The organism is Acidimicrobiales bacterium, from assembly GCA_030747595.1.
Classification (GTDB): Bacteria; Actinomycetota; Acidimicrobiia; order Acidimicrobiales; family MedAcidi-G1; genus UBA9410.
The window spans coordinates 175,861-189,737 of the sequence record JASLKK010000001.1 but is presented as its reverse complement, the minus strand read 5'-3'; the positions used below and the strand labels follow the sequence as shown (position 1 = coordinate 189,737).

The following is a 13,877-nucleotide window of genomic DNA, read 5'->3' as shown; positions in this document are numbered from 1 at the left end:
GGTCGGGCAGGTGGGCGACATGGGTCGCGGCGAGCGGATCTTCGCCGTGCGATACGTGGGCGACGTGGCCTACGTGGTCACGTTCCGCCAGACCGACCCCTTCTACACCGTCGACCTGTCGGACCCCACGGATCCACGAGTGCGCGGCGAGCTGAAGATCACCGGCTACTCCGGCTACCTCCACCCCGTGGGACCGGACCGGATCCTGGGCATCGGCCAGGAGGCCACCGACGAGGGACGGACCACCGGCACCAAGGTCACCCTGTTCGACGTGTCGGATCTAGACGCCCCCGTCGACCTGGCCACCTGGTCGCCGGGAGGCGGACACAGCGGGGCCGAATGGGACCACCACGCCTTCCTGTGGTGGGACGGTCGGGCCGTCCTGCCATTCGAAGACTGGCGGAACGACGAGCACGGCGCGGTCGTGCTGCGGGTATCTGACTCCGACATCACCGAAGAGGGTCGCATCGACCACCGCGACGACGAAATGGTCGAACCCGTGCCCCCGTGCCCAGTGGTATCGACAGTCGACGGCGACGTACCGGTGGTCATGATCTGCGATCCGGGCGCCCCCACGTCGATGCGTGGCCACTGGTGTGAGCCCCTGCCACGCGAGGAATCCAAGTGGTGGGCCGAGGAGTTCGGGGTCGATCCGGAAACGCTTCCCCCTGACAGCGACGTCGTGGTGTGCTGGCCCGACGGCGGCAACGTCCGACCTATCCAACGCACGTTGGTGATCGGCGACAGTCTCTGGTCCTACTCGTGGCAGCGCATTCAGGAGAACGAACTGGACGGCCTGGAGCGCCGCCAGGTCGTCACCCTCGGCTGACCCGGGGCCTGAGCCGGATCAGGCCTCCAGCACGGCAAACGACCCCTGCAGCACGGCTACCGGCCGCTCGTCTCCATCGACGGTGACCCTGCACTCCAGATGCACGATTCGCCGTCCAGCCCTGATTACCGAAGCGCTGGCGACCAGTCGTCCCCCGGGGATGGGCCGCAGGTAGCGGACCGATACCTCGATCGAGGCACAGATCTGTCCGTCATCCAGCACCGCCATCGTGGCCCGACCCATGGCCGTGTCGGCCAGGGTGAAGACAACCCCACCATGCACGATCCCGTTCGGATTGAGGTGACGGTCGTCCACGTCCAGGAACGCGACGGCGGCGCCTTCCGAGCCATCCCCGATGTCGAAATCGAGGAACGACCGGAGGGGAAACACGTCGTAGCCCTCCGCACCGGTATCGACCGCCATGGGGCACAACCTAACGGTCCCCCCACCGTGGCGGCGGGCCAGCCGAGGCCGCTCAGCCGATGTGGCCGGGTCGGTCCACGGCGTTCGGATCCTCCCCAGACTCGCGGATCCGAGCGATCTTGTTGAGGGCACCGATGAACGCCCGGACCGATGCCTCGACCACATCGGTGGAGAGGCCCCGCCCCGAGACCTTCACACCCTCGACGCTCTCGAAGGTCAGGGCCACGTCGGCCAGCGCGTCGACACCCCCGGTCACCGAAGTCACGTTGTAGTCGGTCATCCGCCCCTTGGCCCCAGTAGCCAACTTGACCGCCGAACAGGAGGCGTCGACCATGCCATCGCCCTCACAGGTGACAGCGACCTCATCGCCGGCCACCCTCATGACCAGATCGGCTGTCGGGGTACTTGCGGTGCCTCCGCTGACGTCGAGGCTCACGAACTCGTAGGCATGCTGGACGCTGCCGCCCACCTCCTCGATGGCCAGCGCCTCGAGATCCGCGTCGCTGAGCTGCACCTTGCGGTCGGCCAGTTCCTTGAACCGGGTGAACGCTGAGTTCAGCGCGTCGCCGTGGATGTCGTGGCCCAGCTTCTGGAGGGCGTCACGGAAGGCGGCACGCCCTGAGTGCTTCCCGAGCACCAGCTGGCTTTCGCCCTGACCCACGGCGGCCGGGTCCATGATCTCGTAGGTGGTCCGCTCGTTGAGTACGCCGTGCTGGTGGATCCCCGCCTCGTGGGCAAAGGCGTTGCGGCCCACCACGGCCTTGTTGTACTGCACCGGGTAACCGGTGAGACGGCTGACGATCCGACTGGACTTCGCCAACTCCTCGGTCCGGATGTCCACCTCCAGGCCCGGGTACGAATCCGGCCGAGTCCGCAGGGCCATGACGATCTCCTCCATGGCAGCGTTGCCGGCCCGCTCGCCGATGCCGTTGATCGTGCATTCAACCTGGCGGGCACCGGCCTCCACGGCGGCCAACGAGTTAGCCACGGCCAGGCCGAGGTCATTGTGGCAGTGGGTCGAGATCACATAGTCGCCGCTGACTCGCTCCCGGATCGCACGGATGCGCTCGGACCACTCCAGCGGGGTGGCGAAGCCGACAGTGTCGGGGATGTTCAACGTGCCGGCTCCGGAGTCGACCGCCGCCTGGAGCACGTCGCACATGAAATCGAAGTCCGACCGCGAGGCATCCTCGGGGCTGAACTCGACGTCGTCGGTGTACTCCCGGGCCCGACCGACCGCCGAGATGGCCTCGGCCAGCACCTGGGCGGGGCTCATCTTGAGCTTGTGCTCCATGTGGGTGGGGCTCGTGGCGATGAACGTGTGGATGCGACGATTGGTCGCCGGCTCGATGGCCTCCCAGCACCGGTCGATGTCCTTGTGGGCGGTGCGCGACAGCCCGCAGATGGTGGGACCCTCGACCGCCGAGGCAATGGCGTGCACGGCCTCGAAGTCGCCTTCGCTGGCGATGGGGAAACCGGCCTCGATGTAGTCCACGCCCAGGCGGGCCAACTGCTCGGCGATCTCCAACTTCTCACCCACGTCCAGCGAGATGCCGGGCGACTGCTCGCCATCACGCAGCGTGGTGTCGAAGATGATCACCCGATCGGCACTGGTCTGCTCGCTCATGGTCTGCTCGCTCATGGCTTGTACTCGTTTCCGAGGGGGCGTCGTGGTGGCGACCCCGTCCGTCTCGTGTTCTGTCGGTCTCGTAATGGTTCTGGTCGATGCGATCAGGACCCGGCTCCCAAAAGTCCTGTCCCTGCGAAGCCCTGCCCCTGAAAAGCAGGAAACCCCCCGGCCCCGGAGGGCGCAGGAGGTTCGGGCGAACGCGTATGTGAGGCGTTCGCCCTAGGTCAGCAGCAGGAGGTTGAGGATCGGTCGCATCGCCGTTCAGTGTAGACGGGGCCGCTCGACCGATTGCAACCCCATTTGGCGACCCACAGGCCACGCCAGTCCAGCAATGGGATCCAGGATCGCCGCCATGGATCCATGGTGCATGATGGGCGACCCGCTGGCCCAGTTCTTTCGGTGTGCGATCCGTCGCACATGTTCCGGTCAGGTAGCCGTCTCGGTGCCCTCGCCGGGTTCAGTCGGTGATGTGGAATCCGAACCGGTCGGCGAAGAAGGCCAGCTCGGCTTCCAACGCCCGGACCACGTTGGCCGCCTTCCGGAATCCGTGACCCTCGTCCGGGAACTCGATCAACTCGAAGGGCACGCCACGACTCGCCAGCGCGTCGGCCATGGCGTGGGCCTGGGCGGGAGGGACCACACGGTCCTCGGATCCCTGCAACAACAGCAACGGCGTGGAGAGCCGGTCCACGTGGTGGATGGGCGACCGCTCCCGGTAGACGGCCTCGTCTTCGGGCCACCGCCCGACCAGCCGATCCAGGTAGCGGGCCTCGAACTTGTGGGTGTCAGCGGCCAACGCGGCCAGGTCGGCCACCCCGTAGCGGCTGGCCCCCGCGGCGAAGACGTCGTGGAAGGTCAGGGCGGCCAGCACGGTGAACCCACCGGCGCTCCCGCCCCGAATGGCCAATCGGTCGCCGTCCACCCGACCGGCCGCCGGGCGACTGCTCGACGACAGGTACCGGGCCGCAGCCACGCAGTCCTCGACGTCGAGGACCCCCCACCCGCCGCGAAGCCGGTGCCGGTAGGGCCGGCCGTACCCCGTGGAACCCCGGTAGTCGACATCAGCCACCGCGAAGCCCCGACTGGTCCAGTAGGCGATGGCCAGTTGCAGTTGGGTTCGCACCGAGCCGGTCGGCCCGCCATGGACGAGCACGATCAGCGGCGGCCGCTCGTCGACCGGCCCGTCGTGGTCGGGGCTGGTCGGCGGATACACGATGGCGTGGGCCTGCTCGTCGCCCGAGGTGGGGAACATGACCTGTTCGGGCACCGGGAGCCATCCCGGGCCGAGGCCGAGGTCACGGGGCGCCCGGATCACCTCGGAACCAGAACAGGTGACGGCCACCAGTGCGGGCTCGGTGGTCCACGATGCCGCCACCAGAGCCACGCCGCCGTCCAACGCGGCCAGCGACCCGATTGACGTGGCCGGTGTCCCGGCCGACAGCGGTTCGACGTCGGCGACGTTCCCCTCTGCGGCTGACCCGTCGAAGGAAAGCACGGCCAGACGGTCCACCCCGTCCTCCCGGCGGGCGAACCACACGTCGTCTCCCACCAGCGCATAGCGCGACAGTCCGAACACCCACTGGGGGGTGGCCACCTCGAAGGCCCCGGAGGTCAACTGCTCCAGCGCGTCGGTGTCCGGGGCCACCCGGTACAGGTGCCACCAGCCGTCCCGGTCGGTGACCACGTGCAGCACGCCGTCGGCCCGCCATTCCGGCTGGAAGAATGACTCTCCCGCTTCATGGGCACCTGTCTCCGAGGGAGGGTCCACCCTCCGGGCGCCGCTCAGGTGAGCATCGGAGGACAGGTCCCCCAACCAGAGTTCAGTGTCGTCCCACGGCAGGTCGGGATGGTTCCACTGGATCCAGGTCAGACAGCCGCCGTCAGGCGAGACCCGCGGCGACGACACGAAGTCGGGCCCCGAGACCAGCACCTCGACCCGTTGGGAGCCGTCCATGGCCACCGCGACCAGCTCGTTGGTCGGTTCCGAATCGGCGCCTGTCTGCGGATCCCCGATGTGGGCCTCGCGGACGCAGACGTACCACCGACCGTCCGGGGTGATCCGCCCGTCGGCGTAACGCAGGCCCCGGACAACCTCGGGCTCCGGGGTGAGTATGACCGGTTCGACGTCAGGGCGACCGGGTTCCCGACGGATGAGACGTTCATCGGAACGGTCGCTGTGCACCAGCACGCCGTCGGTCACCCACCAGGCACCGCCGCCGTACTCGTGGACCCCGGTTCGGACGTCGACCCCGGCCGGAACCGCATCGGCCACCACTCCGTCGGAACCGCGCCGGACCACCACGGTCCGCCCGCCCTCGTCGGGACGGGACTCGGCCCACCACACGCTGCTACCGAGGGTGTTCCCGTCGGGGCCGGCGTCAACGACCACCTCACCCAGCCCTGCCGCTCCAGCCACCAGGAGTTCCGCACTGATGGGCGACGGCCAGGCGCCATAGGGCTGTATTGAGAGTTCCACCAGGTCAACCGGCCAGCAGGTTGCCGATCCGGGTCAGGCCTTCGACCAGATCGTCGTCACCCAGGGCGAACGACAGCCGGGCGTAGCCGGGAGCCCCGAAGGCCTCGCCCGGCACGATGGCTACCTTGGCCTCGTCGAGGATGATCGCCGCCAACGCCGACGTGGTGGTGGGGACCCGTCCACCAATCTCCCGGCCGAGGAAGGCCGTCAGGTCGGGGAAGGCGTAGAAGGCGCCTTGGGGTGTCAGCAGGTCGACCCCGTCGATGGCCCGGAGCATGTCGGTCATGGTCCGGCGGCGACGGTCGAACGACGCCCGCATCTCCTCGACGGCCGTGAGGTCGCCGGAGACGGCAGCCAGCGCGGCGCGCTGGGACACGTTGGCCACGTTGCTGGTGGCGTGCGACTGGAGGTTGCCAGCCGCCTTGATCAGGTCGGCTGGTCCGATCATCCATCCGATCCGCCAGCCGGTCATGGCGTAGGTCTTGGCCACGCCGTTGATGGCTACGAAGTGGCTGTCGATCTCGGGGACGAGTGCCCGCATCGAATGATGCTCGTGACCGTCGTAGGTCAGGTGCTCATAGATCTCGTCGGCAAACACCCAGATGCCGTGCTCGACCGCCCAACGACCGATGGCGGTGATCTCGTCCGCCGGGTAGACGGCCCCCGTCGGGTTGGACGGCGACACGAAGAACAACGCCTTGGTGTTCGGGGTGCGGGCCGCCTCCAACTGGTCGACGGTGACTCGGAAACCCGAAGCGGTGTCGGTCGACAGTGGCACGGGCGTGGCCCCGGCCAGGGCAATGGACTCCGGGTAGGTCGTCCAGTAGGGCGCCGGGAGAAGCACCTCGTCGCCGGGGTTCAGCACTGCGGCGCACGTGTTGTACACGGCGTGCTTTCCACCGTTGGTGACGAGGATCCGTGCTACCTCGGGCCGCCAGCCGGAGTCCCGCTCGGTCTTGTCGACCAGGGCCTCCTTGAGGGCGGGGAGGCCACCGGCCGGGGTGTACTTGTGGCTGGTCGGGTCCTGGCAGGCGGCCACCGCGGCGGCCACGATGTGGTCCGGCGTGGCGAAGTCCGGCTCGCCGGCACCGAACCCGATTACCGGCTCACCGGCCGCCTTCAGGGCCTTGGCTTTGGAATCGACGGCCATGGTGGCCGATTCGGCTATGGCAGTGATGCGGCGAGAAAGGCGTTCGATGCTCATGGGTCTTCCTGGGGAGGTACGGGATGGTTCCGAGACTGGGCCAGCCTGCCATCTCGAGAACCTGATCCCGACCGGTTATCGCCGATCAGGGCGTGATGGCCGTCCGGGCGGTGGGCTCAGCAGCTTGCTGGCGGCGGGACACCCCGCGTGCCACGGCAGCCAGCAGGACGTCTCGCAACTCGCCCGGCGCCACCACCTCGTCGAAGCCCAATCGGGACGCCGAGCGGTAGACGGCGTTGGCTTCAGCCTCCGAGATGGCCTCCGCGGTCGTCTCGTCGGCGCCCACCGCTTCGCTCGCGCTACGGGCGCCCATGGCCCCCAGGGTCACCCCCGGGAGGGCCACCGACACTGTCTGTCCGTCAAAGGAAACCATCGACATGGCCAGGGAGCCGAACCCGTAGGCCTTGCGAAGGGTGGCTTGGACCTTGACCGTGCGGGCCTGGGTCTGGGCGGCGAACATCCGGGCACCGGCCCGCAGGATCCCGGCCCGTTCCGAGGCTGTACCGGCCAACACTCCGGGGTTGTCGGTCAGGAAGACCAGCGGCAGGTGGAACGAGTCGGCCACCTGGATGAAGTGGGCCGCCTTGTCGGCGGCCGCCACGTCAATGGTGCCGGCCCGCACTGCCGGCTGGTTGGCCACCACGGCCACCGGATCTCCCCCGAGGTGGGCGAGTCCACAGACGATGGATGCACCGAACCCGGCCTGGATCTCGACGAACTCACCGTCGTCCATCAGGCACTCGATGACCGGCCCAATGTCGTAGCCGCGGGTGGGCCGCCGGGGAATCAGGTCCACGAGTTCGTCCACGGCCCGGTGGCCGGTGTCGCCACTCTCGCGGCGCGACGGGTATGACCAGGCACTGGTCGGGAAAAACGACAGCCATTTCGCGATCCGGTTCAGGGCGTCACGATCGGACTCGGCAACGTCATGGATGAGTCCGCTGGCCACCGCCACATCAGGACCCCCCAGTTCGTCAGCCGAGACGTCCTCGCCTAGGGCGGACTTCACCACGGGCGGCCCTGCGGTGAACACCGCGGCGTCGCGGGTCATGACCGAGTAGTCCGACAAGGGCGCCACCAGCGCACCGTGGCCGGCCGACGGACCCAGAATGCCGGTTACCAGCGGGACCCGGCCAGAGAGTCGGGCCTGCTGGTGCAGATCGGTCGGCGCACGACCCGGTTCGACGCCAGTACCCGGAGGCCTATGGCCGGCGCCCTCTAACAACATGACCAGCGGCATCCGGTCCTGCTCGGCCAACTCTGCAATGCGGTAACGCTTGGCCGTGCTCCCCGAGCCGATGGAACCGCCCAGCACGGTGAAGTCCTCGGCGCCGATCATCACGGGCCGGCCGTCAATGGTCCCCGATCCGGTGACGATTCCGTCGGCCGGAGCGGCGTCGCCCGGGGGTTCAACCAGCGTGCCGATCTCGTGGAACGAGCCATCGTCGAGCAGGTGGTCGATCCGGGCCCGGGCGTCAAGTCGGTCACCACCACCCTTGTCACGGTGTCGGGCCAGACGATCCTCGCCACCCATGGCTCTGGCAGCCGCACGCCGCCCGTGGAGGTCGTCGAGCAGGGGCTCCCAGGCGTCGGGGTCGGTCGTCACCAACCCAGTCTCGCCCAGATCAGTCACAGGCCGCGAAGTAGGGGGCCAGGAACTCCCGGCCCGCCTCACCCCGGGCCTGGGGAGACAGTCCCTGATAGGAGGTGCAGGCCCGCCGGACGAGTTCCGCCGCACCACAACCCAGTGCCTCGGCCCGCTCGGCGAACACCTCGACCCGGAGGAGGCGGTCCACCTCGGCGAATGGCTCGTCGGGGTTGTCCTCCACCAGGTCGGCCAGCGACCGGTCACCGAGGAGGTCGAGCACCGCCTCAGCGGTGACCCGGCCGGCTTCCACCAGCCCGGCGCACGTGGTGGCCCGCCGGGGGTCGGAGACCAGCTCGTCCCCGCAGCCCGCCACCAGGCCAGCCACTGAGAGGGCTACTGCCGAGAGGGAGACCACCACGCGCAGCCGCCTCGTCCGGGCGGCCCCACGGTGCGTTCGGGTCATCCGGCGACGAGGAGGCCCACCACCACGAAGTGGAGTGCCACCGCGATGGTCACCAGCGTGTGCCAGACCTCGTGGTAGCCGAACACCTCGGGCGACGGATCAGGCCAGCGGGCTCCCAACATCAATGCGCCGCCGCTGTACAGGAGCCCCTCGGCGACCACCAGGAGCAGTTCGGTGAGGCTCAGGGCACGGATCAGGTCGGGCGCCACCACGATGGGCACCCAGCCCAGGACGATGAACAAGGTGTTCATGAGGCCCTTCGGCGGATGAAACGGCAGCGCTCGGACTCCGACGCCGACCGCGGCACCGATCCACACCGCCCAGAGGAGCAGGGTGGCCGACCGACCATCGAGCGCGCTCAACCCAATCGGTGTGGCGCTGGCCGCGATGAGAACGAAGATCGCCCCGTGGTCGATGCGGAACAGGACCTCCCACGTGGGGATCGACCAGCGACGCAGGTGTACGAGGCTGCTGGCCGAGAACATCAGCACGACACCCATGACGAACACCGCGGCACCCACCCGGTCGCGCCCCCCCGAGGCTGAGGCCACCAGTACGACACCTCCCGCCAGAGAGCACGGCAGGGCCAATCGGTGCATGACCCCGCGCCACCGGGGTCTGGGCAGGAGCAATGACCGCCGCACGGACGCCGAGACACCGGAGACGTCAGCGGCCTCCACCGGGTCCGTCTCCGGTTCCTTCTTTGGTCCGCCCGTCACATTGACGAACGTAGACCGACGGGAACCACCTGTCATGGCAAGACGCCGAGCGTCGGGAATCGGTTCCGGCCGCGGTCCGATCAGTTCAGGAGGCGGATCCCCGCGGTGGCCAACATGGCCAGTGCCACTACGACCGCGAACGGCGCCCGACGGATGACGGCCACGATGGCCACTGCCACGCCGGCCAGGCGGGCATCGATCACCAGGGTGGAATCGTCGGCCACCGTCATGAGCACGACGATGGCCGAGAAGAGGGCAGCCGGCAACAGCGTCGTCACCGGCGCCAGCACCGTGGCGAAGCGGTCCCCCGCCATCACCCCGGTCAACTTGGCGAGGTAGCACCCTCCAGACAGGGTCAGGATGGCCGCCCAACTCACGACATGCCTCCGCCGCTCGTCCGGCCACGGACCGCCCGTCGCTGCAACGACATTCCGACGGGGACGGCCAACGCGGCGAGGAGCATGGGCAGCCCCGCTGCAGCGAACGGTGTGGCCACCAGCGCGATGGCACCTCCCAATAGGGCGGTGACCTGACCCGGGCGAGTCCGCAGATGCGGGACCAGCAACGCCACGAAGGCTGCTGGGAATGCTGCGTCCAGACCGAGTGCCCCCGGATCGTCCAACGCACTGCCGGCCACCACGCCCAGCACCGTCCCGACATTCCAGAAGGCGAACAGCCAGAGACCGGTGGTCCAGAAGGCCTCCCGGGCCAGCGTCGGGTCATCCTGCGCGGTGGCCATGGCCGTGGTCTCGTCGATAACGAAGTGGGCCGACAAGGCCCGGCGGACACGCCCACCTTGAAGCAGCGGAGCGATCGACGGTCCGTACAGGCCATTACGGGCGCCGATCAGCAGGGCACCTCCCACCGCGGCGACCGCCGTCCCTCCACCGGCCACCACCGAGAGGAGGGCGAACTGCGAAGCCCCGGTGAAGGTGAAGACCGAAAGCGCCGCGGCCTGGCCGAGCCCTAGACCCGAGGAGTCGGCAAACACGCCGAAAGTGATGCCGATCAGGAAGCAGGCCGCAGCCAGCAGGAAGCCGTCCCGCCGGTGGGACGGCATACGCCACAGGAGGATCGCCGAGGCGTTCAACGGCAGGGGCCCAGGCGATCCACCAGGGTGTCGACGAGGTTGCTGAGCGTTGCCGCGCAGACATCGAAGTCGACCTGTTCACCTGACGCAGGATCGGTGACCTCTTCCCAGTCGGCGACCTCCACCTCGTCCAGGGCCAACGCCTCCACCCGGGCCGCCAAGTCGGCCGCGTCGCCCGCTGGAAGGTCACGAACCAGTCGGGGCAACGATGCCGTCCGCCCAGCCACCTCGGGGTAGTTCCGGCGAATCCAGGCCACGTGCGAGGGCTCCATGGTCACCACGAGGTCCACATTCTCGTGGTCGGCGCCGAACTGTCGACTGCGGTGATCAGGGTCAGCCAGACCATGGTCGGCCAGCGCGTTACGGGTCCGCTGGCTCATGGGAAGCCCCTCGAGCACCAGCGTGCCCGCACCCACGGCCCGCCAGTCGGGGGCCCGCTCGGCGAACATCGCCCGGGCCATGACCGACCGGGCAGCGTTGCCCGTGCACAGGAACAGGACGGTGGGTTGGGTCACCCGTCCCCCCGGCGGCTGCCCTCCCCAGGACGCCCTTCCTGAGAGCGGGCCGCCGGCACAGCCACGAAGAGCGCCTCGGCTTCGGCCGTCGCCCGGTCCCCACCGGGGACTACACAGCGTGCACGAGCCACCAGGCGCCGTCCGGAATGACGAACCACCCGAGCCTCGAACCGGAGGTCGACGTCGAGCGGCGTGGCGCTTCGGTAACGGATAGCCAGTCGGGCTGTGACCGCTGGCCCCATGTCAACGAGCGATGGGACGCCGCTCAGCACGTCATCGAACAGGCCAGCCAGATAACCACCGTGGAGGCGTTCCGGTGGCCCCTCCCGGCATCGGTCGAGACGGACCGAGCCCGTCACGAAAGGGCCGTCATCGTCGAACTCGCTGGACACCACCAGCGGCGGCGCCAAGGGGTTGCGGCGACCCCGGAAGAGACTGTGGTCGCCCGCCTCGGTCCGCAACCGGGCTTCCAAGTCCTCGTCGATCTCATCGACTGGAACCTCGTACCAGCGGCGGCGCACCGGACCTTCGAGTGCCTGTCGGGCCTCGAACACCAGCCGACGAGCCTCCAAAAGGCCGTCGACACCGGGAGCGAGGCGATTCACATCGGCGACCAGAGCGCGTATCTCGTCGGCCAGGTCGACACCGGCCGGCCGGCAGGAATCATCAGTCGACGCCGTCATCGCTGGGCCATCATGCCGAGACCAGTCCCAGACCGTCGGCGATGCGACGACGGTGGCGACGGGCATCGCCCCACGACGCGGACAGGGCCCATCCCCGCTTCAACCAGAGCTGCAGGTCGTATTCGATCGTGTAGCCGATGGCTCCGTGGCACTGCAGCGCCGAGCGGCAGGCGAGGTCGACGGCTTCCGATGCCAGGGCCTTGGCCATGGACGCCGCTGTCGACGGACCGCCGTCGGTGGCCCCCGGCGGCACAGTCCCTTCCGGCATCCGACCGGTGGAAAGTGCCCAAGCCGCCGTCTGGACCATGGGGCGGGCGAACTCGATGGCGATAGCCATGTTCGAACAGTGGTGCTTCACGGCCTGGTTCACTCCGACCGGTCGACCGAACTGCTCCCGTTCGGACACGTAGGCCACCGTCAGGTCGAGCAGCCGCTGGGCCACCCCGACGGCCTGAGCCGCCATGGCCCACGAACCCCGGTCCCACAGCGCGGACACGGCCTCGGGATCGGCGGATACCAGGGTGTCGGCCGATACGTCCACGATGACCTCGGTCAGGCGTCGGGAGCCATCGACGCTGTCGCGGGCCTGACCCGAGACCGAGGCGGCCGGTACAGCGTGGAGCGCCCCGTCCACGACGAGTACCACCAGGTCTGCCCGAGCGCCAGCCAGCACCAGAGGCCGCCCTGGGTCGCCAGCCGGCGAGCCGGCGGTGAGCACCGCCGAACCCTCGACGGCCCGGCCCAGCCACTCCTCCTGCAGGGCGGTAGATGCCAGGTCACGGAGCAACGGCACGGCGACCGCCGAGTGTTCGACCACCGGGTCCGGGCAGGCCGCCCGACCCAGTTCCTCGAGCAGGAGCACCTGGTCGACCTCGTCCATCCCCAGACCACCATGGGCTACGGGCGCGGCGAGTCCCAGGACGCCAGTCTCGGCCAATGTCGCCCAGAGACCGTCGACGGCCCCCGACGGGTCATTCCACGAGGCCCGCACGGCGTCCGCGGTGCAGACGTCGTCGAGAATGTCGCGCAGGGTCTCCGCGAATAGCGCCCGGTCCCCGCCCAGTGTGAAGTCCATAGTGGTGCCGCTACTTCCGAGGGAGGCCGAGCACCCGCTCAGCGATGATGTTGCGCTGGATCTCGTTGGTGCCGGCGTAGATCGGACCCGACAAGCTGAACAGGTAACCCGACATCCAGTCGGCCCCCGGCAATCCGGGTCCGGGCGGAGCGTCGACCAGCTCGCCGCGCTCACCGAGCAGGCGCAGCGCAGTGGAGTGCAACTCGACGTCCAACTCGGACCAGAAGACCTTGCCCATCGACGATGCCGCACCCAGTTCACCACCGCCCGACAGGTGGGCGGCTGTGCGGTACGTCTGCCACCGGTAGGCCTGTGCGCCGGTCCATGCCTGGACTACCTCGTCCAGCAGGCCCTCGTCGGAAGATCCTGTCTCCAACAACTCACGGTAGAGGTCGGCCAGACGGTCCGCTGCGGCCAGGAACCGGCCGGGCGCCCGGAGGTTCAGGCCCCGCTCGCTGGACGTGGTGGCCATGGCGACGTTCCAGCCCTCGCCCTCGCCGCCCAGGAGGTTCGACTCGTGCACCCGGCACCCGTCGAAGAACAGTTCGGCGAATGCCGGCTCGCCGTCGAGACGACCAACCGGACGCCGCTCGAGGCCCTCGGCGTCGGCTGGCACCAACAGGTACGAGAGCCCGCGGTGGCGTTCGGAGTCGGGGTCGGTCCGCACGATGCAGAACATCCAATCGGCCCATGCGCCACGCGAACACCACGTCTTCTGGCCGTCCAGCACGAACCACTCGCCGTCGCGGATGGCCTTTGTGGATATGGACGCCAGGTCGCTTCCCGAGTCGGGTTCGGACCAGCCCTGGGCCCAGATCTCCTCTCCAGAGGCCATCCGGGGAAGGAAGCGGTCCTGTTGTTTCGCCGTCCCGAAGGCGTACAGGGTCGGTCCCAGGAGGCTGATCCCGTTGGTGTTGACCCGGCCCGGTGCACCCGACCGGTAGTACTCCTCTTCGAACAGCAGCCACTCCACGAGGTCGGCGTCCCGGCCGCCGTGCGCCTCGGGCCAGGCCACCACCGACCAGCGAGCCTCGTGCAGCACGCCTTCCCATTCACGGTGGAGCTCGAATCCCTCGGGGGTGTCCAGGGAGGGAAGCGGCTCGGCGGGGAGGTTCTCGGCTAGCCAGCCCCGCACCTCGTCACGGAAAGCCATCTGGCTGGATGTGAAGTCGAGGTCCATGG

General features: G+C 68.8%; 13 protein-coding genes. All 13 read right to left on the bottom strand.

Annotated features, from left to right (window positions below):
* Positions 1 to 847: 847 nt before the first annotated feature.
* A complete protein-coding gene (locus QF777_00860) occupies positions 848 to 1,252 on the bottom strand; it encodes a PaaI family thioesterase (protein ID MDP6910100.1) in 405 nt (134 codons plus the stop codon).
* A 52-nt stretch (positions 1,253 to 1,304) separates the two neighbouring features.
* On the bottom strand, positions 1,305 to 2,894 hold the full coding sequence (locus tag QF777_00855; GenBank protein ID MDP6910099.1) for a 2-isopropylmalate synthase: 1,590 nt from the start codon (positions 2,892 to 2,894) through the stop codon (positions 1,305 to 1,307).
* A gap of 445 nt (positions 2,895 to 3,339) precedes the next feature.
* Entirely contained in the window at positions 3,340 to 5,358 is a 2,019-nt protein-coding gene (locus tag QF777_00850) for a prolyl oligopeptidase family serine peptidase (GenBank protein ID MDP6910098.1), read from the bottom strand.
* Between the two features lie 4 nt (positions 5,359 to 5,362).
* Positions 5,363 to 6,562: a pyridoxal phosphate-dependent aminotransferase gene (locus QF777_00845; protein MDP6910097.1), complete on the bottom strand. Its 1,200-nt coding sequence runs from the start codon at positions 6,560 to 6,562 to the stop codon at positions 5,363 to 5,365.
* A gap of 85 nt (positions 6,563 to 6,647) precedes the next feature.
* Positions 6,648 to 8,168 (bottom strand): carboxyl transferase domain-containing protein, encoded by a 1,521-nt coding sequence (locus QF777_00840; protein MDP6910096.1) that lies wholly within the window; start codon positions 8,166 to 8,168, stop codon positions 6,648 to 6,650.
* Between the two features lie 19 nt (positions 8,169 to 8,187).
* A complete protein-coding gene (locus tag QF777_00835) occupies positions 8,188 to 8,568 on the bottom strand; it encodes a hypothetical protein (GenBank protein ID MDP6910095.1) in 381 nt (126 codons plus the stop codon).
* A gap of 41 nt (positions 8,569 to 8,609) precedes the next feature.
* Positions 8,610 to 9,212 (bottom strand): hemolysin III family protein, encoded by a 603-nt coding sequence (locus QF777_00830; GenBank protein ID MDP6910094.1) that lies wholly within the window; start codon positions 9,210 to 9,212, stop codon positions 8,610 to 8,612.
* 200 nt (positions 9,213 to 9,412) lie between these two features.
* Positions 9,413 to 9,709 (bottom strand): hypothetical protein, encoded by a 297-nt coding sequence (locus QF777_00825; protein ID MDP6910093.1) that lies wholly within the window; start codon positions 9,707 to 9,709, stop codon positions 9,413 to 9,415.
* Entirely contained in the window at positions 9,706 to 10,422 is a 717-nt protein-coding gene (locus QF777_00820) for an AzlC family ABC transporter permease (GenBank protein MDP6910092.1), read from the bottom strand. The genes QF777_00825 and QF777_00820 overlap by 4 nt, the downstream gene beginning before the upstream one ends.
* Positions 10,419 to 10,937 (bottom strand): hypothetical protein, encoded by a 519-nt coding sequence (locus QF777_00815; GenBank protein ID MDP6910091.1) that lies wholly within the window; start codon positions 10,935 to 10,937, stop codon positions 10,419 to 10,421. The genes QF777_00820 and QF777_00815 overlap by 4 nt, the downstream gene beginning before the upstream one ends.
* On the bottom strand, positions 10,934 to 11,620 hold the full coding sequence (locus QF777_00810) for a PaaI family thioesterase (GenBank protein MDP6910090.1): 687 nt from the start codon (positions 11,618 to 11,620) through the stop codon (positions 10,934 to 10,936). Before QF777_00810 ends, QF777_00815 begins: the two co-directional genes overlap by 4 nt.
* Positions 11,621 to 11,630: 10 nt before the next feature.
* Complete coding sequence (locus QF777_00805; GenBank protein MDP6910089.1) at positions 11,631 to 12,695, bottom strand: acyl-CoA dehydrogenase family protein; 1,065 nt, start codon at positions 12,693 to 12,695, stop codon at positions 11,631 to 11,633.
* A gap of 10 nt (positions 12,696 to 12,705) precedes the next feature.
* On the bottom strand, positions 12,706 to 13,875 hold the full coding sequence (locus QF777_00800) for an acyl-CoA dehydrogenase family protein (protein ID MDP6910088.1): 1,170 nt from the start codon (positions 13,873 to 13,875) through the stop codon (positions 12,706 to 12,708).
* Positions 13,876 to 13,877 lie beyond the last annotated feature (2 nt).